This window comes from Alistipes sp. An116, from assembly GCF_002161005.1.
GTDB lineage: Bacteria > Bacteroidota > Bacteroidia > Bacteroidales > Rikenellaceae > Alistipes > Alistipes megaguti.
Map to the genome: position 1 here is coordinate 50,146 of NZ_NFLR01000013.1, position 24,661 is coordinate 74,806.

Annotated in this window: 18 protein-coding genes; 15 read left to right on the plus strand and 3 right to left on the minus strand. The window is 59.5% G+C overall.

Annotated elements, in window-relative coordinates; genetic code table 11:
- Window positions 1–15 precede the first annotated feature (15 nt).
- From B5E60_RS09660 to B5E60_RS09685, 6 genes are all read left to right on the plus strand, one after another.
- Complete coding sequence (locus tag B5E60_RS09660; RefSeq protein WP_239403305.1) at window positions 16–1,569, plus strand: RagB/SusD family nutrient uptake outer membrane protein; 1,554 nt, start codon at window positions 16–18, stop codon at window positions 1,567–1,569.
- Between the two features lie 12 nt (window positions 1,570–1,581).
- On the plus strand, window positions 1,582–2,325 hold the full coding sequence (locus tag B5E60_RS09665; protein ID WP_087311294.1) for a DUF4843 domain-containing protein: 744 nt from the start codon (window positions 1,582–1,584) through the stop codon (window positions 2,323–2,325).
- 11 nt (window positions 2,326–2,336) lie between these two features.
- Window positions 2,337–3,899, plus strand: coding sequence for a hypothetical protein (locus tag B5E60_RS09670; protein WP_143260729.1), 1,563 nt, complete (start codon window positions 2,337–2,339; stop codon window positions 3,897–3,899).
- A 71-nt stretch (window positions 3,900–3,970) separates the two neighbouring features.
- Window positions 3,971–4,615 carry a YiiX/YebB-like N1pC/P60 family cysteine hydrolase gene (locus B5E60_RS09675; protein ID WP_087311312.1) on the plus strand — a complete coding sequence of 215 codons (645 nt, stop codon included), beginning with the start codon at window positions 3,971–3,973 and terminating at the stop codon, window positions 4,613–4,615.
- 51 nt (window positions 4,616–4,666) lie between these two features.
- Window positions 4,667–7,285 carry a zinc-dependent metalloprotease gene (locus B5E60_RS09680; RefSeq protein ID WP_087311296.1) on the plus strand — a complete coding sequence of 873 codons (2,619 nt, stop codon included), beginning with the start codon at window positions 4,667–4,669 and terminating at the stop codon, window positions 7,283–7,285.
- The gene (locus tag B5E60_RS09685; RefSeq protein WP_087311297.1) at window positions 7,282–9,825 is read left to right on the plus strand and encodes a DUF5117 and DUF5118 domain-containing protein; all 2,544 of its coding nucleotides are present in this window, start codon (window positions 7,282–7,284) and stop codon (window positions 9,823–9,825) included. Before B5E60_RS09680 ends, B5E60_RS09685 begins: the two co-directional genes overlap by 4 nt.
- A 142-nt stretch (window positions 9,826–9,967) precedes the next feature.
- Here the strand turns inward: B5E60_RS09685 and B5E60_RS09690 are convergent, their stop codons facing one another.
- Window positions 9,968–10,558 (minus strand): YqiA/YcfP family alpha/beta fold hydrolase, encoded by a 591-nt coding sequence (locus B5E60_RS09690; protein WP_087311298.1) that lies wholly within the window; start codon window positions 10,556–10,558, stop codon window positions 9,968–9,970.
- A 180-nt stretch (window positions 10,559–10,738) separates the two neighbouring features.
- Here B5E60_RS09690 and B5E60_RS09695 point away from each other — a divergent pair, with 180 nt between their 5' ends.
- The 9 genes from B5E60_RS09695 to B5E60_RS09735 all read left to right on the plus strand — a co-directional run bounded on the left by B5E60_RS09695 (window position 10,739) and on the right by B5E60_RS09735 (window position 23,624).
- Window positions 10,739–11,227, plus strand: a complete 489-nt coding sequence (locus B5E60_RS09695) for a sigma-70 family RNA polymerase sigma factor (RefSeq protein WP_162611624.1) — start codon at window positions 10,739–10,741, stop codon at window positions 11,225–11,227.
- Between the two features lie 166 nt (window positions 11,228–11,393).
- Window positions 11,394–11,987 (plus strand): RNA polymerase sigma-70 factor, encoded by a 594-nt coding sequence (locus B5E60_RS09700; protein ID WP_162611625.1) that lies wholly within the window; start codon window positions 11,394–11,396, stop codon window positions 11,985–11,987.
- A 72-nt stretch (window positions 11,988–12,059) separates the two neighbouring features.
- A complete protein-coding gene (locus B5E60_RS09705; protein ID WP_087311301.1) occupies window positions 12,060–13,091 on the plus strand; it encodes a FecR family protein in 1,032 nt (343 codons plus the stop codon).
- A gap of 237 nt (window positions 13,092–13,328) precedes the next feature.
- Entirely contained in the window at window positions 13,329–16,679 is a 3,351-nt protein-coding gene (locus B5E60_RS09710) for a SusC/RagA family TonB-linked outer membrane protein (protein WP_087311302.1), read from the plus strand.
- 15 nt (window positions 16,680–16,694) lie between these two features.
- The gene (locus B5E60_RS09715; protein WP_087311313.1) at window positions 16,695–18,260 is read left to right on the plus strand and encodes a RagB/SusD family nutrient uptake outer membrane protein; all 1,566 of its coding nucleotides are present in this window, start codon (window positions 16,695–16,697) and stop codon (window positions 18,258–18,260) included.
- 17 nt (window positions 18,261–18,277) lie between these two features.
- Window positions 18,278–19,333, plus strand: a complete 1,056-nt coding sequence (locus tag B5E60_RS09720) for a glycoside hydrolase family 18 (protein ID WP_087311303.1) — start codon at window positions 18,278–18,280, stop codon at window positions 19,331–19,333.
- A 5-nt stretch (window positions 19,334–19,338) separates the two neighbouring features.
- Window positions 19,339–20,577: a BT_3987 domain-containing protein gene (locus B5E60_RS09725; RefSeq protein WP_087311304.1), complete on the plus strand. Its 1,239-nt coding sequence runs from the start codon at window positions 19,339–19,341 to the stop codon at window positions 20,575–20,577.
- A gap of 29 nt (window positions 20,578–20,606) precedes the next feature.
- The gene (locus B5E60_RS09730; protein WP_162611626.1) at window positions 20,607–22,013 is read left to right on the plus strand and encodes a BT_3987 domain-containing protein; all 1,407 of its coding nucleotides are present in this window, start codon (window positions 20,607–20,609) and stop codon (window positions 22,011–22,013) included.
- 39 nt (window positions 22,014–22,052) lie between these two features.
- The gene (locus B5E60_RS09735; protein ID WP_087311306.1) at window positions 22,053–23,624 is read left to right on the plus strand and encodes a BACON domain-containing protein; all 1,572 of its coding nucleotides are present in this window, start codon (window positions 22,053–22,055) and stop codon (window positions 23,622–23,624) included.
- Here the strand turns inward: B5E60_RS09735 and B5E60_RS09740 are convergent.
- Complete coding sequence (locus B5E60_RS09740; RefSeq protein ID WP_087311307.1) at window positions 23,588–24,031, minus strand: DUF4369 domain-containing protein; 444 nt, start codon at window positions 24,029–24,031, stop codon at window positions 23,588–23,590. The genes B5E60_RS09735 and B5E60_RS09740 overlap by 37 nt on opposite strands.
- The gene (locus B5E60_RS09745; RefSeq protein ID WP_143260731.1) at window positions 24,012–24,317 is read right to left on the minus strand and encodes a hypothetical protein; all 306 of its coding nucleotides are present in this window, start codon (window positions 24,315–24,317) and stop codon (window positions 24,012–24,014) included. The genes B5E60_RS09740 and B5E60_RS09745 overlap by 20 nt, the downstream gene beginning before the upstream one ends.
- Window positions 24,318–24,661: the final 344 nt, after the last annotated feature.

A 24,661-nucleotide genomic window follows, 5' to 3' on the forward strand; every position in this document is an offset into this window, starting at 1 on the left:
ACAAAATACCTATCTGTGATTCTCCTGTTGGCCGCCGGCACCGTCTCGTGCACCAAGTGGCTCGATGTCTATCCCCGGTCGGAGATCACCTCCAACAAGGTCTTCGACACCGAGGACGGTTTCTACTCGGCATTGGCCGGTCTTTACATCAAGATGGCCGACGACAACCTCTACGGTTTCGACCTTACGTGCGGCTATCTCGACATGATGGGAGGAGCCGTCTTTACCGGAGCCGGAAACATGCTGACCTATCAGGCCAATAACTTCTACGCCGATCCCATGTATGGTCCCATGGTTGCTCCGCTGCAGTTCCCGGCCTTCAACTATACCCGCGGCCAGATCCGGACCGAAAACACGGATGCGACTCTCGAACAGATCTGGACCAAGATGTACAATACGATCACCAATGCCAATCTGTTGCTTGAGGAGCTCGACAAGGCCGAGGACGGCATGTTCGAGACGGGTGTCAAGGAGTTGCTCCGCGGCGAGGCCTTGGCTGTCCGAGCCTATCTGCATCTGGACCTGGTGCGTCTGTTCCAGCCTCCCTATCTCTCTGAGAACGGCCGTACGGCCCGGCGGATCCCCTATATGGATACGCTTGATGCGCTGACCTTCACCCCGTCGTCGACTACCGACGAAATCCTCGACAAGGTGGATGCCGATCTGGCGGAGGCGGCCCGGATCATGAAGGAGAACGATCCGATCAGTTCGGGCAAGAGCTACTACACGACCATGTTTACGACCGACCGGTGCTACAAGCTCAATTACTACGCCGTCAAGCTGCTGCAGGCCCGATCGTTCCTCTATCGGGGGTTGAACAAGCAGGCTTATGATGCGGCCATGGAGGTCATCGAACAGGCGCAGGGGGTCGGAATCCACTTCATTACCGATGCCGAGCGCGCCAAGGTCGACAGCAACGGAACCCCGGTGGATCGCAGTTGCCCGATGGAGAACCTCTTTGCCGTGCTTACGGATGAACTGGACGAGAATATGCGCGATGCCGTCAGTTCGTCCGGGACGAGATTGGGGTATTTTGGACGCATTGCCTCGAATAACTGGTTGAGTGCCACTCCGAACATGACTCCCGAGGCCTTCTTCTCGGCCGCAGGCGATATCCGGATCAGTCTCTGGAAGCGCACCGTCTACCCCTCGGGCATGGTCGGCAAGTACATCCGCGAGTCAAGCAAGGCCGAGGATGTGGCGCTCTATCCGAAACAGGCCGTGACCCTGCTCAAACTTGGCGAAGCCTACCTCATAGCAGCCGAGGCGGCCATCGATGCCGTCAGTCCGGCCGAGGGGCTGCGACTGCTTCAGCAGTTGCAGACGGCGCGCCAGGGTGGCATCTACAATTCGTCCGACCCCGAAGGCCTTCGTCAGGAGATTCTGTTGGAGTATCGGCGTGAAACGCTTGGCGACGGGCAGCTCTTCTATGCCTACAAGCGCCGTAACGAACCCCGGCTTACGACCCTCTACCAGACGCCCGACTACACCTACTACTTCACCATGGACGCCAACAAGTATACGCCCGACATCCCCGATAAGGAGTTCAACGCGGGTCGAACCTATTAAACGACGATTGTCATGAAAAGATATGTTTTCCCGGTTGTGGCCGTACTCGTCCTGCTGGCGGCCTGCAACAAGGTGGAGGTGCCGGTCTACGACTCGGAACACCCATCGCTGAACTTTGTCAAGAATTTCTTCATCCCCGGGTCGTTGAGTGATCCCGAACTGGATACCGTGCGCGTACATGCGGTCTTCTATCCCGGGCTGAGCGAAGGCGAGTGCAAGCTCCCGGTCTATCTCTCCGGAGCCGTGGCGGATTACGATCGTACCTACCGGGTGCGTCTGGTCGATGAGAAGTGTTACGGCAATCTCGTCGAGGGGGTGCATTACACGCTGCCCGCCGAGCAGACCCTGCACGCCGGACAGTATGCCGATTCGGTGGTGGTGAAACTCCATCTCGACCGCCTGCGGGCGGATCGTGCCGCAGGGGTGTTGGTGGTCGAACTGGTTCCTGACGGAAACTTTGTTGCCGGATTGGATGACTACCGGAATATCGGTGTCGAGATCTCGGGCGGTGACTTCCTGCGTGAACCCTATTTCTGGGGCTTGAACAAGCTTACCGATTATGGCGGGACCTATCTCTCCGTGAAGGCCGAAAAGTTCGCTGAACTCAACGGCATCACCTCGGCCCAATGGCGCCGCGATAGCAACGCTCAACTCTATGCCTACGGCAAACGAACCTACGAATGGTTCCGCGACAATCCGACCTGCGACGCCGACGGAGGCCGGGTTGAATTCAAGGGCAGTATCAATTACGAATAAAAGCCACGATGATGAAAATGTATAAATATTTGACCGCTCTGCTTCTGACGGCTTTCGCTGCGGGCGGTTGCTATGAGGACAAGGGCAGCTACTTCACCGGAATGTGGAGTCAGATCGAAGCGATCGAGGGCGTGTCGCTGCCCGGAACCGAGAATCTCTATACGCTTGATCTGATTGAGGAGCAGCCGTTGACGATCGACCCCGTGGTACGGTTCAAACCCGGAGTCGATGCCTCGGACTTCTCGTTCCATTGGGTCATGGGCGGTGATACCATCGCCTCGGGGCTCAAACTCGACTGGGTGGTCGAGCGCACCAACAAGATGTTCTTCAATTCGAATCAGGAGACCGACTTCTGGCTGGCCATCGACAATGTGTCGAGCGGCGAAAGCTGGTGCTACTATCTGCAGAATTCCACGGGAGCCATCCTGAAGGTGAAGATCGTGCAGGCCATCACGCCGAAAATCGGCGTCTTCGTCTACGAACAGCCCGACGGAACGGTCGAGTGGGGATCGGTCAAGGGGTCCAATCCCGCGACGCCCGAGGCCTTCACGTCACTCTACACCGGAATCTTCGAGCGTTACAATGCTCCGAAAACCATCGAGGGTAGCGTCTGCGGTGTGACCTATACATCGTCCGACCTGATTATCTATACGGATCGTTCACCCGCCTGCGGAGCTGTCATCCAAACCTCCGAAACGGGCAGCTATCCGCTCGGATATCTTCAGGGCACGGTCGGTGATCTGATTTTCGACGGCGAGCCCGAGGCGGTCATCAACGGACAGTCCTTCTATCCGGGATTCATGCAGGAACTGCTCGTCGGTACGTCGCTCTTCATCTACTCGGCGCAGTCCTCCTACCAGATGATCCTTCACGGAGCCGAACCGACCGAATCCGGTGTGGCACAGATCATGGGTGCGACGCCTTACATGAATCTGATGCACTTCTCCGTGCTGCGTCGCACTTCTGGCGAGATCTGCTACTACCGCTACAACGAAAACCAGGGCTATCTCTGCCAGCCGTTGCCCGAGGAGGACGGCTCGACGCTCTCGGCCGACCGGATTGTGGGCGTCTGCCGACAACCCAGCAGCAGCGAAAAGGCTCTGAAACTCTTCGTTGCGGTGATGAAGGGGACCTCCTGCCAGCTCTACACCTACACCTATGAGCAGAGCAGCGGCGTGAAGGATATGATCACCTTCGTCTCCAAGCGGGACATATCGGCCTGGGCCGGAGGCATGACCGGCGACTGCCGTATGTTCACCAACAGCGTCGAGATGCCGCTCAACTACCTGTACATTGCCAAAGGTGCGGATCTGTGGCGGACGAGCTACGAGTCGCAGGCCGATCCGCAGATCATCCGTTCGTTCGCCGAACCGATCACTGTCGTCGAAGTGGTCAGCAGCAGTCCTCAGCAGCCCAGCGGCGCAACGGAACTCTACACGGCGCTCTTCACCTACGACCAGACGGCCGGAACGTCGAAGATGTACGTGCTGGATGCTACCTCCGACAATGCCGAGATCCTCTCCGAGGTCGAAACCGAAATCCCCGGTAAGGTCGTCGCCTATCGGGCCAATTGAGTAATCCGGATGCGGATCGTCCCGCTTCATGAAGGGCCGGTCCGCATCTTTGAACGTTTCCAGGTGTGATCATGCGTAAAACCCTTTTGATCCTTGCGACGGCCATGGCGGCCGTCGGCATTTGCCGGGCTCAGGATGCCTTCCCGCTTGAGACCGGCGACCTGCTGTTTCAGGTCAACGGCCGGAGTGCCTATACGGAGGCAATCCGGAACGTGACGACCGGTATCGACCGGTTGGAATTTACCCATGTGAGTGCGGTCTGTATCGAGGACGGGAAGATTTATGTGCTCGAAGCCATCCCCTATGGGGTGGTCAAAAGCCCGATCGAGACCTTCTTCCGTCAGTCGCTGATGTCCGACGGAAAGCCTATTGTCGTGGTCGGACGTCTCAAACCCCGTCTGCGGAGATGCATCCCGCAGGCTATGGATCGCATCAAGGCCCTGTTGGGTAAGCGTTACGACTTCGTCTTCGATCCCGATGACGACGATTATTATTGCAGCGAGCTGATTCAGGCCTGCTACCTGAAGCCCAATGGAAAACCGATCTTCCGGTCGGCTCCAATGACCTTCCGGGATAAAAACTCGGGAGAGGTCAGTCCGCTCTGGATCGAGCATTTCAAACGCTTCGACTGCAAAATTCCCGAGGGTGTGCCCGGTACGAATCCCGGCGACATGTCCCGTTCGCGGAAGATCCGCATCGTACACCGTTATTTCTGATCTCAGTTCAACCTTGAGAAAACCCGCAAACCGATATCCAACATCAGATCTATGTTCACACGAATGCTAACCCTGCTGCTCTGCAGCATGATCGCCGCCGCTCCCGTTTCGGCCAAAAACAAAAAGAAGCAGGACAAGGCGAAGACCGAAACCCCGGCTCCCAAACAAAGCGATTACGACAAACTCCTCGGAAAGAAGCATGAGGTGGCCGACGGAATGGTCAAGCTCCACAAAATCGACGGGAAACTCTATTTCGAATTTCCGCAGTTGCTCTTCAACCGGGAGATGCTCCTCGGTTCGGTCATCTCCGAAACCTCGGATAACCTGACGGGCGTTCCCGGTTCGAAGTCCTATGTCCCGCTTCACATCTGCTTCACCCGTACGGACCGGAACGTCCAGATCCGTGTGATCAATTCCGAAAACTACACCCTCGGGGTGGCCGGCAACATCCTTCGGGCTCTGGATCGAAACAACACGCCGACGATTTTCCGGAATTTCAAGATTGAGGCTTGTAATGCCGATTCGACGGCCGTGGTCTTTGATGTGACGGATCTCTTCGTGGGTCATGTCAAGGAGCTCTCGCCATTCTCCTATCTGGGCGTTTACGGCGGTTCGGGGTCCTCGACGCTCAGCGAATCGTTCCGCAAGGAGCTCTCTTCGCTGGGCGAGATCAAGTCCTTTGCCGACAACCTGACGGTCAAGAGTACGTTGAGCTATACCTATTCGGTCACCCATCCCGAAACCAAACAGAAAATCGTCGACAACAAACCTTTTACGGCGTTGATGACCCGTACGCTGGTGTTGCTCGACGAGACCCCCTACCGACCCCGGCTCACCGACAGCCGCATGTCGGTCTTCCCCACCGGAAAGTACCTCTACAGCGATCGCGAACAGCGTGTCAAGGCCGTCTATCTGGCCAACCGTTGGCGGCTCGAACCCTCGGATCCCGAGGCCTGGAAGCGCGGCGAACGGGTGACTCCGCTCAAACCGATCGTCTTCTATGTCGATCCCGATTTCCCGGAGTCCTGGAAGCCGGCCATCTACGAGGGGGTGACCCAATGGAACGAACTCTTTGAGAAGATCGGTTTCAAGGAGGCCGTGCAGGCGCGCCCCTATCCGGAGGATGATCCCGAATTCGATCCCGACAACATCAAATACTCCTGTCTGCGCTATGCCCCCGTCCCCATCGCCAATGCCATGGGTCCCTCATGGGTCGATCCCCGCAGCGGAGAGATCATCAACGCCTCGGTGTATGTCTTTCATGACGTCATCAAGATGCTGAACCGCATGCTGTTTGTCCAGACGGCTCAGGCTGACGAGCGGGTACGGCGGGTCCAGATCCCCGACGAGGTGATTCTCGACGGCCTGCGGTATGTCCTGGCACACGAGGTCGGCCACTGTCTGGGCTTCATGCATAATATGAGCGCCTCGGCCGTCATCCCGGTCGATTCGTTGCGTTCGCCGTCGTTCACCCGCAAATATGGAACCACCACCTCCATCATGGATTATGCGCGTTTCAACTACGTGGCTCAGCCCGGTGACGTGGAACGGGGCGTGAAACTCACTCCACCGCGTTTCGGTATCTATGACGCCTATGCCGTCAAGTGGCTCTACATGCCTCTGCCGGAGGCTCGTACGCCCGAAGAGGAGTACGAAATCACCTCCCGCTGGATTACCGAAGCCTCGGCCGATTCAGTCTATCGCTACGGTAAACAGCAGTTCGGAAGCATCGTCGACCCCAAATCCCAGACCGAAGATCTGGGCAATGACGCTGTGGCTGCATCGGAGTACGGAATCCGAAACCTGCGCTACATTCTGGCGAATCTCGATCGCTGGTATGCCGAGGGTGATGACGACTACACTTGCCGCAGCGACATGTATTCGAATATCATCAACCAGTATGTCACCTATATCGGACACGTCTACGCCAATATCGGCGGCATCTATCTCAATGAACGGATGGAGGGCGATCCCGTTCAGGCCGTCGTGTGCGTTCCGCGGGAAAAACAGCGCCGGGCGCTGCAGTTCATTCTCGGAGAACTCAAGCAGTTGCAGTGGCTCGACAACGAAGCGCTGTTGAAGAAGGTTTCGATCCTGGGTTCGCCGCGGAGTGCCGTTCGTGAGGCTCTTATTCGGGCTGTGGTCAACGCTCCGGCCAAACAGACCCTTTCGATCAATGCCCAGCTCGCCGGAACGAAGGCCTATACACCCGAGGATTGTTACCGCGATGTCTCCGATTTTGTCTGGGAGCCCACGCGGCGCAACCGCCCGCTGACCGAGGATGAGATGGCCATTCAGCGCGAATTCCTCAAGGTTGCCGCCGCGCAGGCCGGTCTGAAGGAGTATGCGGGCGGAGGCAGCTCCTCCTCAACGTTCGCCCTGACGGCGTCCGGCAGCAACGGCCTCGACGGTTGGTTGTCCGGTGACGACCCCGACACGGAGCATGTCGGCTTCACACGTCCCGAAGCCGGTTCTCCGGTGGAGGAACTGTCCGGATTCGGGGCTCCCAAATTTCAGTATTTCACCAAGAAAAGCCTTGCGATGACCTATTACGACGATATCCTGCAGATCCGTGATCTGTTGCGCCGGAGGGTGGCGTCGGCCTCCGGGCAGACGCGCATGCATTACCGTTATCTGTTGTACAACCTGGACAAAGCGCTTGATAAATGAAGAACCGCATGATGAGCAAGAAACACGCCTCGATCGGCATCCTGCTGATCGTTGCCTTGTTGTTGACCGTGGCCTTGCCCGAAACCTCCCAGGCTGCGGACAAGGGACGCAAGAACCGAAAAAAGAGTGAGTCCGTTGCAACGGCCCCCAAGTTGTCGCCCTACGAAAAACTCTTCAAGGACAAAACGCACAAAAGCGTCGACGGACTTTTCAAACTCCATCTTGTCGACGGGAAAATCTATACGGAGATTCCACTGGCGCTGCTGAACCGCGAGTTTGTCATCCATACCACGATCGAGGAGTCGTCGATGGCGGATTATGGACTGGCCGGGCAGCAGCCCATTCCGCCCTATCATGTCGCCTTCTCGTTGCGCGATTCGACGGTTTGCATGCATGAGGTTCCGCAACGTGTGTTGGCCGAAAGCGGCTCGACGATCGAACAGGCCCTGAAGATCAACTCCCTCCGGCCGATTGTTGCCTCCTATCCCGTCAAGGCCTACAATGCCGACTCGACGGCGGTCGTGATCGAGAATACCGACCTGTTCATGAGTGATAACGAGCACCTCATGGCCTTCGAGGCCCACGGCATGACGCCATTGCATGTCTCCCGGGCCAGTTACAAGTCGAATCTGTCATTGCTGCGCGACATCGGCGGTGGCGAGGGCTATTCGTCGGTCGTCAGCGATCTGACCTATTACGTGACCACGCAGTATTTCATCTTCACCATCCGCAAGGATGTGCCGTTCACGGCGCTGGCCCGGCGTACGATCACGATGCTCCCCGAGCGGACGGCACCGGCTCGCATCGCCGATCCGAGAATCGGTGTGGTTCCTGTTCCCTATACGCGTTTCTCCGTCAGACAGGGCTCGCGTCCGGCCTATTTCGCTTCGCGGATCAATTTCCGGAAAGAGGGCGAAATCCGTCCCGTCACCTTTTATGTCGATACACTCTTCTCTCCCCTTTGGCGGGAGGGAATTCGCCGGGGGGTTGAATTGTGGAATGAGGCATTCCGGCGCATCGGCATGGGAGATGTCCTGCAGACGGCCGATTATCCCGCCTCGGGATTCGATGCCGACAGCCCCGGCACGTTCTGTGTGAAGTATGTGGCTTCGACCAATCCCAAGGTGACCGTAAATGTTGTGACGGATCCGCGCAGCGGTGAGATCACCGGAGGCCGTATCCACCTGAGTGAATCGCTTCGGGACGAGATCCGCAATCGCCGTTTCCTGGACCTTGCGGCCGTAGATCCACGGGCCCGGGAGATGCGGATCGACGACGGGGAACTCGTCTCTTCACTGGCCGTCTACACGGCCCGTGGCGTGGCGCAGATATTGGGCCTGGCTACCAACTACGCCGGGGCTTCGGCCTATCCGACCGATTCGTTGCGCTCGGCCTCCTTCACCCGCGAATGGGGGCTCTGTTCGTCGATCACGGCCCTGAACAGCTACAACTATCTGGCTCAGCCCGAAGACAAGGGGGTGCGTCTGGTTAATGACTGCCTGGGCAAATACGACTATTTCGCCATTGCCTGGCTCTATGGGGAGATTTCCGGAGCCGAAACGCCCGAAGAGGAGCGCCCGTATCTCTCGGAGATGCTGCGCAGCCATGCCGCCGATCCGGCCTTCTATTACGGCAATTTCTGGTATGATTACTATTTCGGCGATGTGCGTCTGGCCTACACCAATTTGGGTGACGATCCCGTCAAGCGTTGTGAATATCGGTTGCGGAATCTGCGCGAAACGGTCCTTCATGCCGAGGAGTGGCTCGCCGATCAGGATTTCGACGGAAGTTATCGTCGGGAGGCCGTCGATGCCATTGCAACCGGTGTCCGGGAGGTGATCTCCTATCTGGCGGCCTATATCGGGGGAGCCTATTATACCGAGGTGGGGGCCGGTGACGGTCAGACCCAGTTGAGGGTCGTTCCCAAAGAGGACCAGCAGCGGTATGTCCGGGAGACGCTGCGCTTCATCGAGGATCTTTCGTGGCTAGACACGCCGTTGACGAAGCATGAAGCGGTCAACCTCTCCCAATCGCTCCGCGACGATTGCCTGATGACGCTCTTCAAACGGCTCGAAACGTTGACCCGCTATCAGACCGCTCTGCCCGGAGCCTATACACCCGAGGAGATGACCTCCGACCTCACGGAGCTGGTGTTCCGTAAGGTGAAGACCGGAAAATCGCTCTCCGAATACGACCAACTGCTTCAACAGTCATTCGTCGGAGTAGTTATCGGGAAATCAAACGTATTGGCCGAACCCAAACCGGCAAAGACCTCCTCTCAGGCTTTTGCCGATGCCGGCTTCGGGGAGATGGCTCCCGCCTTCCCGCGGGAGGCTTCCGCAATACTCGAAATGCTGAAGGCCTATAACAAATACCGGATGACCTATTATGCCAGGGATTTTTCGGACCATATCTACTATGATCTGCTGCTGGAAATGCGCGAGATTTACCGCCGCGGTATGACCGTGGCACGGGATGCCGATTCTCAGGCGTTTTGTCGCTATATGTTCCGGAGGATTGACGAGTCTCTGAAGATCTGATCGACTCGGTTGGATGAAAAGGGGAGGAGCCTTCAACTGAAGGCTCCTCCCCTTTTTGAAGGACCTCTCCCGGATCGCGGACGGTGAGGGTACGACTTTGTCCTCGCGCGGACGGTGGCAGGGTCTTCTTTCGCTTCCGTGTTTACAGGATGAGCAGTCGTTCGGCCAGCGGGGCGTAGTAGGTGCGAACCTCCTCGTCGGTGGGGGTATGACCTCCCGGGAAGTGGTAGATCTGCGTGTAGTGCTGGCGGAAGAGCGGTTCGTAGTGTGCTACCGTGTCGTGCTCGCCGAACAGTCCCCATACCCGATCACGATACTCCGGGCGGCAGTGGTCCCACTGATGAAGCTGAACCTCGGCAAATTCGTCGATCAGGGCCTGGTCGATGGTCAGCTGCTGGCGGCCGTCGGCCCGCGGTGTCTTGTATTCGTGGCTGCCGATTCGTTCGGAGAGGAAGCTCGTCATCTCCAGATGCGGGTTCCCCAGCAGAGCCGGAAGCCCGTTCCCCGATACCACGATCTGCCCCAGAAACGATCCGTTGCTGTTGCCGACCAGCAGATCGGGCTGCTCCGTGCGGCAGATGCGGTCGATGAGTTCGATGGCCTGTTTCGGATGGGCCGGCAGATCGGGTGCCAGAATCGTGGCTTTCCCGTCGAAATATTGTTGCAGAGCCCGGGCCGGTGCGCAGTCGCCCGAGGCGAAGAAGCCGTGCAGAAAGAGAATTCTCTTGGTCATAAGTCTGATGATTCGTATGTCGCTGCAAAGATGGCATGGTTTTGCTGAATTTGTCCGCCTCCGCTGAAAAAAATCGGATAATTCAGGCTTTTTTGTTTCGATATGATACCGATTGCCGTCGAATGTCGATTCTTTGTTTGCAGATTTTTATTGTATCTTTGTTTGCCCTCTTTGCAGCAGATGACGGAACCTGAAAAAATTACCGACCTGTTCGAACGTTGCAAGCCGCGTTTCGAAGCCATGGCCCGAAGCTATGTCTGTGACCCCGGTGTCGCCGAAGATCTGGTCATGGAGAGTTTCTGCATCTATCTGGAACGCTCCCGGGAGGGCAGAATCGGAGCGTGTCCCAATCTCCCGGCCTATATCTTCGCCATCGTCAGGAACCAGTGTCTGAACTGGCTCAACCGCCGCAAACGTACCTTGAGTATCGTACGGGAGCTGCACGATGACCAAATCCGTCAGATTGATCTCGAAATCCGTTCGTTGAACAGTTTGGATGTCGATGAACTTTTCGCTCCGGAGATCGAAACGGTCATCCGGCAAACCCTCGAACAGATGTCCGATCAACAACGGGAGATCTTCCGGCTGTTCCGTTACGAAGGGTGCAGCTACAAGGAGATTGCCGCCCGGCTCGGGATCTCGACGGCCAAGATCGAATATGTCGATTGATCCCGACAGGTTCCCGCAGAACTGACCGGAGACGGCAGAGGCCGGCCCATTGCAGGGCCGGCCTCTTTCTGTTACTCCCCGATCCCCCCCCCTCCCTGCGGAGATCCCGGCGAAAATATGTGGCGAATGCTTCCGCATGTCCGGATTTTACGTATTTTTGTGGGCAATGAATCTGGACCAACCTCGGAAATATCCGGATGACGAGAATCGGCCCCTCGATCCCGAGTTCGCCGACTTCGACCGCATATATTATCGGTATGCGGCCCGTCTGGTCGTTTATGCCCGGCGATTCGTTGACGGGAAGTATGCCGAGGATGTCGTGCAGGATGTTTTCATGCGATGCTGGCAGCAGGGGCATTTCCGCCTCCCCGAGGCGCAGCTCCAGCCGCTCCTCTATCGCAGCGTCCTGAATGCCTGCCGGAATCTGATCCGCCATAACCTCGTCGCCGACAAGTATGCCCGGAATTCCCTCGAGAAGATTCAACTCGGAGAGGTCGAATACGAACTCCGCATCCTCGACGAACAGCACGATGACCTCACCGACCGACTCCACGGATTGATCGACTCCCTCCCGGAGCGCTGTCGCGAGGTCTTCCTCCTGTCCTGGTTCGAAAACCTCAGGAGCGACGAGATCGCCGAACGGCTCCGCATCTCCCGCCGAACCGTCGATACCCAACTCTACAAGGCGCTGCAGTTCCTCCGCCGGCGAATGCTGCTGCTTGTGGGAGCCATCGGAGCCCTTTTCTGCACTTTTTTCTGATTTTTTCCGAAAAACGATACGAAAATCCGGACGCTCGGGTGTTATAAAGATAAACACAACACCCAAACCGGCATGAACCTCTCTTCTGACATCGAATCCGCCATCATCGCTTACGTGCAGGATTGTTGCACCCCGCAGCAGGCAGACCTTCTCGAGGCCTGGATCCGCGAGGATGCCGACAACGCCGAATGGCTCTACGGCCTGAAGCATCTCTATGCCGGCCGCCCGTCGGCTGCTGATGCCGGGGTGGATGTCGAGGCCATGCGTCGCCGCCTGATGGCCCGCCCGGAGTTCGCATGCTCCGCAACCCCGCGTGCCGGGGCCGGCAAGACCCCGAAAAGGGGCTGGTGGCTGCGGCTCGGCGGGTATGCCGCGGCGGCAGCAGCCCTGATTGCCGTCGGAATGTTCGTCGGGCAGGGCGACCTGTTCGACAGAACGGCGCACTACAACGAAATCCAGGTGGCTGCCGGCACCAAATCCGACCTCGTCCTCTCGGACGGAACCCGCGTCACCATGAAGGCCTCTTCGAAACTCCGCTATCCGGCCAAGTTTACCCGCGATCTGCGTGAGGTCTGGCTCGACGGCGAGGCCTATTTCGAGGTTGAGCACGATCCCCGGCACCCCTTTGTCGTACACGCCCGGGGGCAGAACGTCCGCGTGCTCGGCACGACGTTTAACGTTCAGGCCTATGCCAACGAACAGGTCAATACGGTCAGCCTGCTGACCGGCGCCGTGGGGCTCGACCTGCTCGACGACCAGGGGCGCGTCGTGCAGACCGTGAATCTCGAACCCAACCGCCAGTGTCGTTACGACCGGCGCGACGGTTCCTATGTCCTCTCGGAACTCGACAGTTACGACCGCCAGCGGTCCTGGAGCGACGGGGTCTACCGTTTCCGCAATCAGACCCTCGCGCAGATCACATCCCGCCTGCAGAACTACTACGGGGTGAAGATCGTGCTGGCCGACGAATCCGTCGGGCAGATCTGCTGCACGGGAAGTTTCTCGCTCAACGAACGCCTCGGCGAGGTGTTCGACATCCTGAACCATGACAACGTGCTGACGATCCGTCGTGACGGGGATACCTACTACCTCTCCAAACGCTGATAAAAACGCCTCCAAATCCGATAACCTGCCTACAATGTCGAACCTTAAACCTCACCTGCCTATGATCCTTTGACAGATCGCTCATATCCCGCTCCCGCGGATTCGAAAAAAAGAGCCGGTCGAACTGCTGAATTTCCGACCGGCCCCGATCCCCATAAAAATCACGCTCATGCACACTGTCGCTGCTACGACGGTGGTGTGTGGCATCTCCGTAATCTTTAAAGAGGTTTTAAATTTATGAAAAAAATTTGGAATCTTGTCTGCCTGGTCTTGATTTTTTCCTGCCTGGCAGGCAATTCGGCGGCTCTGGCCCAGGACGGACCCTTGTCCCGTCCCGTAAGTGTCACCGTAGACAACGGGACACTCTATGACGCCGTCGTTCAGATCGAAAAACAGACTTCGCTCATGTTTTTCTACAAGGACCAGGATATCGACCCGGCTCGCCGGATCGACCTCCGCGTCCAGGAGAAACCCCTCTCCGAAGTGCTCGACCAGCTCACGGCCCAGGCCGGCTTGGCCTGGCAACTCTCCGGCAGTCACATCATGCTGACCCCCGCCAGGAAGACCCCTGAGGGACCGGTGACGGTCTCGGGCCGTGTGACCGATGCGCAGGGGCTTCCGGTTATCGGAGCCGCCGTGCTGGTCAAGGGGACCACCATCGGCAGCAGTACCGATGCTGATGGTGCCTATACCCTGCAAGTTCCCCCCCCCGCGGCTACGGCCGTGCTGGCGGTCAACTACCTGGGCTATGAGCCCGCCGAAAGCCCCGTCGGGAACCGGACGCGCATCGACTTCACCCTGCATGAGCAGGCGCAGGCCGTCGATGCCGTCGTGGTGACGGCCCTGGGTATCAAGCGCTCGGAGAAGGCCCTGTCGTACAACGTCCAGCAGGTCGCCTCGGAGGATATCGTCGCAAACAAGGATGTCAACTTCATCAATTCGCTGAACGGAAAGGTCGCCGGCGTGAATATCAATGCTTCGTCGTCGGGTGTGGGCGGCGCCTCGAAGGTGGTCATGCGCGGAACGAAGGGAATCGACCAGTCGTCGAACGCCCTCTATGTCATCGACGGCGTGCCGATGTACAACCTGGCAGGGGAGGGCGGTACGGAGTTTGACTCGGCCGGGACATCGGAGGCGGTGGCCGACATCAACCCCGAGGACATCGAGTCGATCTCGGTGCTGACGGGTGCCGCTGCGGCGGCCCTTTACGGCAGCCACGCCTCGAACGGCGCCATCGTCATCACCACCAAGAAGGGTAAGGCCGGGCATACCTCGGTGACCGTCACGAGCAATACCGAAGTGGTGTCGGCATTCTGGATGCCCGAGTTCCAGAACCGCTACGGCACGGGCAACGTCTATGCCTCCGAAGGCCAGAAATACATGAGTTGGGGCAGCCTGCTCGATCCGCAGGACCGGCTCGGCTACAGCCCCCGCCAGGACTATCTCCAGACCGGCGTGATCGGTACCGAGACCGTCTCGCTCTCCACCGGTACCGACCGCAACCAGACCTATCTCTCGGCTTCGGCCGTCAACTCGCGCGGCATCGTACCCAACAACGGCTATGAGCGTTACAACTTCACGGCCCGCAACACCACGTCGTTCCTCAAGGACCGCATGACCCTCGACATCGGGGCTTCGTACATCCTCCAGAAGGATCTCAACATGACCAATCAGGGTACCTATGCCAACCCGCTGGTCTCGGCCTACCTCTTCCCGCGCGGCAACGACTGGGACCGCGCCCGGATGTTCGAGCATTACGATGCCGACCGCCGCATCTATGTCCAGGACTGGGACGAGTGGATCGGTGACGGCAACCTCACGATGCAGAACCCCTACTGGATCAACTACCGCAACCTGCGTCAGAACAACCGGCGCCGCTACATGCTCAACGCCAACCTCTCGTATCAGATCCTCGACTGGCTCTCGGTGTCGGGCCGTATCCGCATCGACAACGCCGTGAACAACTACACCGAGAAGTTCTACGCCACGTCGAACTCGACGATCATCGACGGTTCGAGCAACGGACTCTACGGCATCACCAAGACCGAGGACCAGCAGACCTACGGCGACGTGCTGGTGAACGTCAACAAGTCGTTCGGCGACGACTGGACGCTCCAGGCCAACGTCGGTGCCGTCATCTCCAACATCGAGCAGGACTCGTTCCTCAACCGCGGCCCCATCATGGAATCGGGCCTGGCCAACGTCTTCAACGTCTTCCAGCTCGATGACACCCGCGTCTCCCGCGAACAGTCCGGATGGCGCGAGCAGTATCAGTCGCTCTTCGCCTCGGCCGAAATCGGCTACAAGGGCACCTACTACCTCACCCTCACGGGCCGCAACGACTGGCCCTCGCAGCTGGCCGGTCCGCAGTCGGTCAAGTCGTCGTTCTTCTATCCGTCGGTCGGCGCCTCGGTGGTCGTCTCGCAGCTGATCCCCAACATGCCCGAGGAGCTCTCCTACGTGAAGGTCCGCGGTTCGTGGGCCTCGGTGGGCCTTCCCTTCGCCCGTTTCCTGGCCAATCCCGTCTATGTGTGGGATGCCGACAACAAGGTGTGGAAAACCAACACCAACTACCCGTTCTATGACCTCAAGCCCGAGCGTACGGATTCGTGGGAGGTGGGTCTGACGATGCGCTTCCTCAGGCACTTCAACCTCGACGTCTCCTACTACAACACGAAGACCTACAACCAGACCTTCGACCCGCAGATCTCCGTCTCGTCGGGTTACTCGACCCTCTACGTGCAGACCGGTTCGGTGCGCAACCGCGGTGTCGAGCTCGCCCTGGGCTACAGCAACGAGTGGGGCAGGTTCTCGTGGTCGTCGAACTTCACCATGTCCTCCAACGAGAACCGCATCCTCGAACTGGTCGACAACTACCGCCACCCCGAGACCGGGCAGATCATCACCAAGGACCGCCTCGATGTCGGCGGCCTGAACCAGGCCCACTTCATCCTCAAGAAGGGCGGGTCGCTCGGCGACCTCTACTCGATCATCGACCTCCAGCGCGATGCCAACGGAAACATCTATGTCGACGAGAACAACAAGATCTACACCGTCTCGGAGAACATCGACGACATCAAGCTCGGTTCGGTCTTCCCGAAGGCCAACATGGCCTGGCGCAACGACTTCAAGTGGGGTAACTTCAACTTCGGGTTCATGCTCACGGCCCGGCTGGGCGGCATTGTCTACTCGGCCACGCAGGCCTATCTCGACTACTTCGGCGTCTCGGAGGATTCGGCTGCGGCGCGTGATGCCGGCGGCGTGTGGATCAACGGCAACTCGCTTATCCCGGCCTACAACTGGTATGAGGTGGTCGGCGGAAAGAGCCTGCCCCAGTACTACACCTACTCGGCCACGAACTTCCGCCTGCAGGAGGCCTCGATCGGCTACACCATTCCCCGCGAGAAGCTCGGCAACGTCTGCGACATCACCCTCTCGCTCGTGGGCCGCAACCTCTGGATGATCTACTGCAAGGCCCCGTTCGATCCCGAATCGGTGGCCACCACGGGCAACTACTACCAGGGTATCGACTACTTCATGATGCCTTCGACGCGAAACATCGGGTTCAACCTCCGTCTCAAATTCTAAAAAACGCTTATGACCATGATACAATTCCGGAATATCGCCCGTCGGCTGGTGCTGGTGCCGGCCTGCTGCCTGGCAGCCTGCACGGGCGGCTTCGAAGATATCAACAAGGATCCCTATGCCGCTTCGAAGGAGGACATGGGAAATGACAACTACATCGTCACCTCCACGCTCTCGGGCATGCAGGGATGGGTCATTCCGCTCGATGTCAATACCCACCAGTTCACCGACATCCTGCTGGGCGGGGCCCTCGGCGGCTTCACCGCCGACTCGAACCCCGGCCACACGACCCGTATCTCGATCTTCAACCCCACGAACGACTGGACGCGCGTGATGATGAACCGCGTGGTCGTCGAGGTCTACAACGCCTACACCAAGCTCAAGACCAATTCGGACGACGAAGTGGCCCTTTCGGTCGCCGCTCTGGTCCGCGCCGCGGCCATGCACCGCGTGACGGATACCTACGGCCCGATCCCCTATTCGCAGATCGGCGCCGACGGCGGCCTTACGGCCCCCTACGACTCGCAGGAGCAGGTCTACAACCACCTCTTCGAGGAGATCGACCAGGCCCTCTCCGTCCTGACGGCCCACGCCTCGGCCTCGCTCAAGGAGACGGCCGACAAGGTCTACGGCGGAAACATCGCCCGGTGGATCCGTTTCGGCAACTCGCTCAAGCTCCGCATCGCCATGCGGCTGAGCTACGTGGCGCCCGAACTGGCCGAGGCCAAGGTCCGCGAGGCCCTCTCCGATGCCGGAGGCGTCATCGACCGAAACAGTGACAACGCCGCCATCCCGGCCCAGCGGAACCCCTTCCGCGTGGTCATGTACGACTACAACGGCGGCGACTCGCGCGTCTCGGCCGACATCACCTCCTACATGAACGGATACCAGGATCCCCGCCGCGAGAAGTACTTCACGACGTCGACCTTCACCTCCTCGTCGATCACCAACGGTTACATTGGCCTGCGCTCGGGCATCAGCATCCCCAGCGAGTCGCGCCAGTACTCCAATATGGTCGTCGACTACACCTCGCCGCTGATGTGGATGAATGCCGCCGAGGTGGCCTTCCTCAAGGCCGAAGCGGCCCTGCGCGGCTGGTACGGCGCCCGGGAGGATGCCAAGTCCTGGTATGAGAAGGGCATCGCCCTCTCGTTCGAGCAGTGGGGCGTCTCGGGGGCCCAGGAGTATACCCAGAGCCTCCGCATCCCCGAGTCGTACGTCGATCCGCTGGGCAAGGAGAGCAACACCTCCGGAACGGCCACCATCCCCGTCAAGTGGGACGAGCGCGGCAACTTCGAGATCAATCTCGAGCAGATCATCACCCAGAAGTGGCTGGCGATCTATCCCCTCGGATTCGAGGCCTGGTGCGAATTCCGCCGGACGGGGTATCCGCGCCTGATGCCCGCCACGAACAACCGGAGCGGCGGCATCATCGCCGAGGGCGGATTCGCTCGCCGCATGCCCTATCCCGACGAGGAGTACCGCGAGAACTCCGAGCATGTCAACGCCGCCGTCAACGAGATGCTCGGCGGCCCCGACAACATGGCCACGCGCCTCTGGTGGGATTGTAAAGACAAACTCTAACACGCATCCTGGAAATCATGAAAAGAACGATCTATAACCTTTGCAGCGTCGTTTTCCTGGTCGGAGCTCTGTTTGCCGTCTCGTGCGACGACTGGACCGAAAACGAGAAAATCGGAGTCAAGGATCCCGCCTTCGGCGAGAACGATCCCGAACTCTACGCCCGCTATCTGGCCTCGTTGCGTGCCTACAAGGCCGGAGAGCACTGCCGGACGATCGTCTGGTTCGACAATTCGCTCAAACAACCCGCCAGCCGCGGCGGATTCTTCTCCGATGTCCCCGACAGCGTCGATGTCGTGGCGCTGATGGATGCCGGCCGGCTCACCGCCTCGGAAGCGGAGCAGGTCGCCGCGCTCCGTGAAAAGGGCACCCGCGTGATCGGGGCCGTGGACTGCAGCGCCCTTTATGCCGTCTGGGAGGCAGCCCGGGAGAATGCCGCACAGCAGGAGGAGGGCGACGGCGGGGAGCAGACCCCGGCCGACGGCTTCGCACCCTGGCTCGGGGAGCAGCTCGCCGCCCGGATGGCCGACATCGAGGCCGATGCACTCGACGGACTGACGGTCTGCTACGAACCCAGGAGTACGGTCTTCATGACCGAAGAGGAGCGGCAGCTCCAGGCCGGCCGTGAGGCCGTGGTCGTGGAGGCGCTCAAGCGTTGGACGGAGCACCATCCCGACAAACTGCTCCTCTTCGAGGGAAATCCCCAGAACCTGACCGACAAGTCGGTGCTGGAGGACTGCGACTGGCTGGTGGTCCGCTGCCTGACCGCCGCGACGGTCTACGACTTCGGTACGCTGGCCCGGCGGATGTGCGACACCGGTGTGCCCACCGACCGCTTCGTATGGCTCGTCTCGGCCGTCAAGCCCGCTTCGACCGATTTCGGATATGTCACCGACGCTTCCGGAGCCTCGGTCCGCGCCGTCGGGGCCCTCGCCGAGTGGATGCTTCTCCCGGGCGAGGTCGACAAGAACGGTATCGGCATCATGAACGTGCAGTACGACTATTTCAACTCCTCGATGATCTACCGATACACCAAGGAGGCCATCGACATGCTTAATCCTTCGCCCAAAAACTGAATTCCATGAAATCCATAAAAATACTTGCGCCGCTGGCGCTGCTGCTCGCCCTGGCGGCCTGCGATGACAAACCCGCACCGTTCGGCGATTTCGAAAACCGCGTCTCCATCGAGCAGAGCTCCGAGGTCTCGACGATCTTCGTCAAGCAGACCACGCTCTCCGACGAACGCTCGTTCTACGCCACGACGCCCAAACCCGTCGACCGCGACGTGACGCTCCTCTTTGCCGCCGACGAGAGCCGCGTGGCGGACTACAACCGCCGGTACGGGGCGTCGGCCGTGATGCTCCCTGCCGACTTCTACGAGATCGAGGGGGCCGAAGCCCTCATCGCTGCCGGAACGAACCGCTCGGAGCAGGTCACGGTCCGTTTCCACGACCTCGACCGCCTCGACACCGAAGCGCTTCACGTGCTGCCCGTCTCGATGAGTTCGTCGGACGGACTGGCCCGGCTCGCAAGCGCCCGCACGGTCTACTACGTGCTGCAGGGCGCCGCCATCATCAACGTCGTGGCCACGCTCTCCGAGGGCAACTACATCGCCTTCGACGAGGTGCTCGACGGCGAGTCCGCCTCCTGCAAGGTCCTCGACAACCTGGAGGCCTTCACCCTCGAGGCGCTCATCCGCTGCCGCAGCACGGTGCTCGACGCCGGCATCAAGACCGTCATGGGCATCGAGGGACACTGCCTGATCCGTATCAGCGACAACGGGCTGGCTCCCAACCAGCTGCAGGTCGTCCTGCCGACCCCCTACGGAACGAGCAACTTCAGCGAGGCGGCGACCTGTCTGATCCCCGCCGAGAAGTGGACCCATATCGCCCTGACGTGCGACGTCGCCTCCGGACGCATGATCCTCTACATCGACGGGCAGGTGGCCATCGACAAGAGCGGCAATACGTTCAAGGCGGTCAATCTGGGGACCCCCTACGTCAACCCCAGCAGGGAGGTCTACGGATTCAACATCGGTTACTCCTACACCTTGGGCCGCGAACTCGACGGCGACATCACCGAGTGCCGCGTCTGGAATGTCGTCCGCTCGCAGGAGGAGATTGCCGCCAACGTCTACGAGGTGGATCCCGGGAGCGAGGGGCTGGTCGCCTACTGGAAATTTGACGAGGCTACCGGGGAGACCATCCGCGACCACACCGGAAACGGCAACAGCGGAAAGGCCCATGCTGCGCTGAAGTGGACTTCCGTGTCGCTGCCCGAGGCTGCAGGCACTCCCGAAGGCGGTGCCGATGAAAACTGATTGATGGATCTAAAATGGATTGTTTCGCTATGAACTGCAAGAAAAATATCATCTGGAATCTGTGGCTCGGCTGCGGCGCAGGGTTGGCCCTGGCCGCATGTACGAGCGACGAGATCATCCCCAGCTCGGTCGACGGGGGGCGTATGGAGATCGTCGGGAAGAACATCTGCGCACTCTATAACCCTGCCGGGGCTGCCGGGGCCACGCTCGAACTGCGGACCGAACCCGTTACGGGCGAGGTCCGCGTGGTATTGAGCGCCGCCGCCGGGCAGGCCGTCGACCTGAAACTCGTCTATGACGAAACGCTCCTGGAGGAATACAACGAGGCGAATGCCACCGATTTCGAGGCCGTGCCGGCCTCGGCCGTCCGCCTCGAAGCCGACGGAGCGCTGCTCGTGGGCCCGCAGACCACCCTCTCCGATCCGCTGCAGGTGCGGGTCGACCCGTCGGACGACCTGGCTGTCGGCACGACCTACGGCCTGCCCCTGAGGCTGACCTCCGGGACCGATGGCGTCGGGATCTCCGAATCCGAAGACTCCTGTATCTTCTGGGTGAAGGTCCTCGGCGAACGGCCCTCGACGCAGAAGGATACGGGCATGATCACGGTCTGCTATGTGGAGGTCAACGGGAACAACCCGCTGAACGCCCTCGAATGGAGCTGCAAACGCAATGACAAACCGCTCTTCGACATTGTCAACCTCTTCGCCGCCAACATCAACTGGATCGAGGAGGAGGGACGTGTCGGCGTGGTGCTCAACCCCAACGTGCAGCACATCCTTGCCAACCGCGACAAGTACATCAAGCCGCTGCAGGATGCCGGCATGCGGGTGAGCCTGACGATCCTCGGAAACGGCGACGGTACGGGGGTGGCCAACCTTTCGGACGAGGCCGCGCGCCTCTTCGCCGAGGAGCTGCGGGCGATCGTCGAGAGCTACGGCCTCGACGGCGTAGACTTCGACGACGAGTATTCGAGCTACAGCCAGTTCCCGATCCGCCCGGGATGCGTCGAATACGGAGCGGCTCCCTATGCGCGGCTGCTCTACGAGGTCAAGCGTCTGATGCCCGACAAACTGGTGACGGTCTATCAGATCGGCCAGGCGATGGGCCGCGACGGCAAGGGTTTCAACATGATGATCGACGGTGTCCGGCCCGGTGATTTCATCGACTATGCCTATACCGACTACGGCGCCCTCTACGACGTGCTCCACCTCGGCATGACCCGCAGCCAGTGGGGTGTCGGATCGCTCGACATGACCTATGAGGGAGAGTCGAACCCTGAGAATATCCAGTACAACCGCCGGGAGGGATATGGCCTGCAGATGGTCTACAACCTCAAGGCCGGAAACGGCCAGAAGACGCCGCTGGGCGATGTGGCCAAGTATATTTACGACGATGAGGTCGTGTGGTCGGGCAAGTCGCACGCCAAGGATTGGTAACCGATGCCCGGAATGTCTAAATTATAAACGGAATGCAAGATGAAAAGGATATTTTGGATGTTGTTGGCCGCAGTGGCCTGGACCGGATGCGGCGACGATAACGGAACCGACGAACCGGCGGCCGTGGCCTCCCTTTCGCTCTCGACCGGAACGCTGCTCTTCGAGGCCGACGGAGAGGTGAGCGGCGAGTCTGCCGGCCGCGTGACGGTCGCAAGCAGCGGAGAATGGCGCCTCGCCGGAAGGCAGTTGTGGTGCGAACCCTCGGCCGTGGAGGGCGTGGATGGCGACGAGGTGAACTTTACGGTGCAGCCCAACGAGTCGCTCGAGTCGCGGAGCGTAACCTTCACCTTCATGTGCGGCAGCCGCGAAGAGCGCCTCACCGTCACGCAGCTGGGCGGTTCGGTCCTCGATCTGGAGGGGGAGGGGACCCTCGAACTTGGACCCGAAGGCGGGGATGTGCGGGTGAAGATGTGGTCGTCGAGCCAGACCTCCTGCCGCTTCGAGGAGGAGGTCGACTGGATGCATCCGGCCGTGACGGCGGCCTCGCGCAGCGAACTGCAGCCTTCGTTCCTTTACTTTACGGTCGATCCCAACACCACGGGACGTGCGCGTGAGGCGCGTCTGATCCTCTCCAACGCCGAAGGTGACGAGCGGACGGCCGTCATCACCCAGCACAAGAATCTGGTGCTCGAACTCATCGGCGAGAGTACCTTCGCGGTGCCTGTCAAGGGACAGGAGATCGGCTTTCAGCTTCGCAGCAACGTCGAACTGGCGGTCGAGTCCGACGAGTGGATCGTCTTGCTGTCCGATCCCGACCATACGGGCGATCTGGTCGAGCAGACGCTCAACTTCCGCGTCGAGCCGACCGCGGATGCCTTCCGCAACGGAACCATCCGCATCACTTCGCCCGAGGACGAGTCGCTGCTGGTCGAGGTCTTTGTCAACCAGGGCAAAAAGCCCCAGGGTGTGCACTTCCCCGATGCGGCGTTCCGTCAGATCCTGATCGACAACGGCTACGTGACGCTCATCTCGGGCGACGAGTGCCAGATTACCGAGAAGGGGCAGAATGCAACGACGCTGCCCTCACTCTACAGGAAGGGTATCGGATCTTTGCAGGGTATTGAGGCCTTTAAGAATCTGGCCGATCTGAGCGCCGATGGAATCGGTTTCAACAATATCACGGAGCTTGACCTGAGCGGTAATCCGAATTTCATGAAACTTTTCTATACCTCGTACGGTAAAAAGAAGTCGTATTTGACAAACAACCCGCTTGAGAAACTTATTCTGGGCGATGCTCCGATCACCGACGGGTATGTTTACTTCGACTCCACGTTCTATGATCCGACGTACAAGGTCTTCAGCCAGTCGCTGACCGTGTCGGGAACCAATGTGCAGACCATCGAACTGGATACGCCCTTCGCCTCCTCCTACTTCAAGGTGCAGTGGCTCGATGTGACGGGCTGCCCGAACATCACCACCATCATGCTCCACAGCTACTACCTGAAGACCCTCTATGTGACGCAGGAGCAGAAGGATGCCATCGACGGCGGTTCGATCGCCATTAAGGACAGCAACTACCCGACATCGACGCTCCAGATCATCGTGCGTTGATGCCCGGCGGGTGAAATCCCGGAGTGCCTCTCCGGAAGTACGGAAAGGGCCGGCAGCTTTTGCTGCCGGCCCTTTTGTCTCCGGGACAACGCGGCGTCCAGTCCCCCCCCCTCCAGCTGCCTGTGAAGATCCTCCTGCACGGAGCCCTCCACGAGGGTCGGCTGCATCTCCCGGCCCTGCTGCCAGTAGGGCGTCTGCAGGGTCTCGGTGTCGTCGCTCACCGTGATTTTCGAGTTTCCGAGGTAGAAGGCCGTGAGGAAGATCTGCTCCACATCGAGGTCCTGGGCCGGGGTGCCGGCCGGATTGGCATTCACCTCCAGCAGGTAGCGTTCGGGACTCTCGACCCGGTCCTTGAGGCGGAATCGGCCGTTTCCGACCTTCGTACGGTCAATGCGCTCCTGGGTCATCTTCCGGTTCCGGAGCGGCGGGTGCCTGAAGGGCGGTCTCCAGGTGACGCAGGATCGCCGCGTAGGAGCCGGCCACGGCGCTGCTCCCGTCTTCGTCGACGGTCGTTGCCCCGACCAGCGGTGTTCCCTCCTGGTCGCGGACCATACTCTGAATGGTCGTGTCCTCCGCACGCTTGTTCTCGGGTCGGGAACTTTGCCCCGGGGCTTCGCTGACGGCAAAAGGCGGTGAAACCGCAGGGGCCAGCAGCAGGACGCTCTTTGACAACAGATGGTAGAAATTCAGCATACGGTGTTGGTTTAAGTGAAAAAATAGCTCTTGACCGTTTACGTGTGGAAAACGGTGTTTGCGGTCGATAATGAATCCGGGGATCATCTCCGACGTCGTTCTCAACCCCTCCTCCGTTTTATGCGGCAATCCGTCCGGAGGCCTGTCGGGGCTTCGGGACGGAACGGTCGGGGATTCTCTTTTTTCTAAGTCACAAATTATGCGGGTGTGTCCGAGTGCAGGCAAAAGCCGCCCACAGGGTCGCTATATATATAAGTGTCCGTTTCATTTTCTGTGAGGTTTACTTCGGGCAAAGATATTAAAAAAATTTTCATAAGTAACTGCCTGACGGATAGAGGAGTTTG

Excerpts from the sequence above, each read along its gene's own strand:
- B5E60_RS09680 (WP_087311296.1), top strand. The coding sequence starts at position 4,667 with ATGTTCACACGAATGCTAACCCTGCTGCTCTGCAGCATGATCGCCGCC.
- B5E60_RS09725 (WP_087311304.1), top strand. The coding sequence starts at position 19,339 with ATGAAATCCATAAAAATACTTGCGCCGCTGGCGCTGCTGCTCGCCCTG.
- B5E60_RS09745 (WP_143260731.1), bottom strand. The coding sequence starts at position 24,317 with ATGCTGAATTTCTACCATCTGTTGTCAAAGAGCGTCCTGCTGCTGGCC.
- B5E60_RS09710 (WP_087311302.1), top strand. The coding sequence starts at position 13,329 with ATGAAAAAAATTTGGAATCTTGTCTGCCTGGTCTTGATTTTTTCCTGC.
- B5E60_RS09735 (WP_087311306.1), top strand. The coding sequence starts at position 22,053 with ATGAAAAGGATATTTTGGATGTTGTTGGCCGCAGTGGCCTGGACCGGA.
- B5E60_RS09685 (WP_087311297.1), top strand. The coding sequence starts at position 7,282 with ATGAAGAACCGCATGATGAGCAAGAAACACGCCTCGATCGGCATCCTG.
- B5E60_RS09705 (WP_087311301.1), top strand. The coding sequence starts at position 12,060 with ATGAACCTCTCTTCTGACATCGAATCCGCCATCATCGCTTACGTGCAG.
- B5E60_RS09700 (WP_162611625.1), top strand. The coding sequence starts at position 11,394 with ATGAATCTGGACCAACCTCGGAAATATCCGGATGACGAGAATCGGCCC.
- B5E60_RS09665 (WP_087311294.1), top strand. The coding sequence starts at position 1,582 with ATGAAAAGATATGTTTTCCCGGTTGTGGCCGTACTCGTCCTGCTGGCG.
- B5E60_RS09695 (WP_162611624.1), top strand. The coding sequence starts at position 10,739 with ATGACGGAACCTGAAAAAATTACCGACCTGTTCGAACGTTGCAAGCCG.
- B5E60_RS09720 (WP_087311303.1), top strand. The coding sequence starts at position 18,278 with ATGAAAAGAACGATCTATAACCTTTGCAGCGTCGTTTTCCTGGTCGGA.
- B5E60_RS09740 (WP_087311307.1), bottom strand. The coding sequence starts at position 24,031 with ATGACCCAGGAGCGCATTGACCGTACGAAGGTCGGAAACGGCCGATTC.
- B5E60_RS09715 (WP_087311313.1), top strand. The coding sequence starts at position 16,695 with ATGATACAATTCCGGAATATCGCCCGTCGGCTGGTGCTGGTGCCGGCC.
- B5E60_RS09670 (WP_143260729.1), top strand. The coding sequence starts at position 2,337 with ATGAAAATGTATAAATATTTGACCGCTCTGCTTCTGACGGCTTTCGCT.
- B5E60_RS09675 (WP_087311312.1), top strand. The coding sequence starts at position 3,971 with ATGCGTAAAACCCTTTTGATCCTTGCGACGGCCATGGCGGCCGTCGGC.
- B5E60_RS09730 (WP_162611626.1), top strand. The coding sequence starts at position 20,607 with ATGAACTGCAAGAAAAATATCATCTGGAATCTGTGGCTCGGCTGCGGC.
- B5E60_RS09690 (WP_087311298.1), bottom strand. The coding sequence starts at position 10,558 with ATGACCAAGAGAATTCTCTTTCTGCACGGCTTCTTCGCCTCGGGCGAC.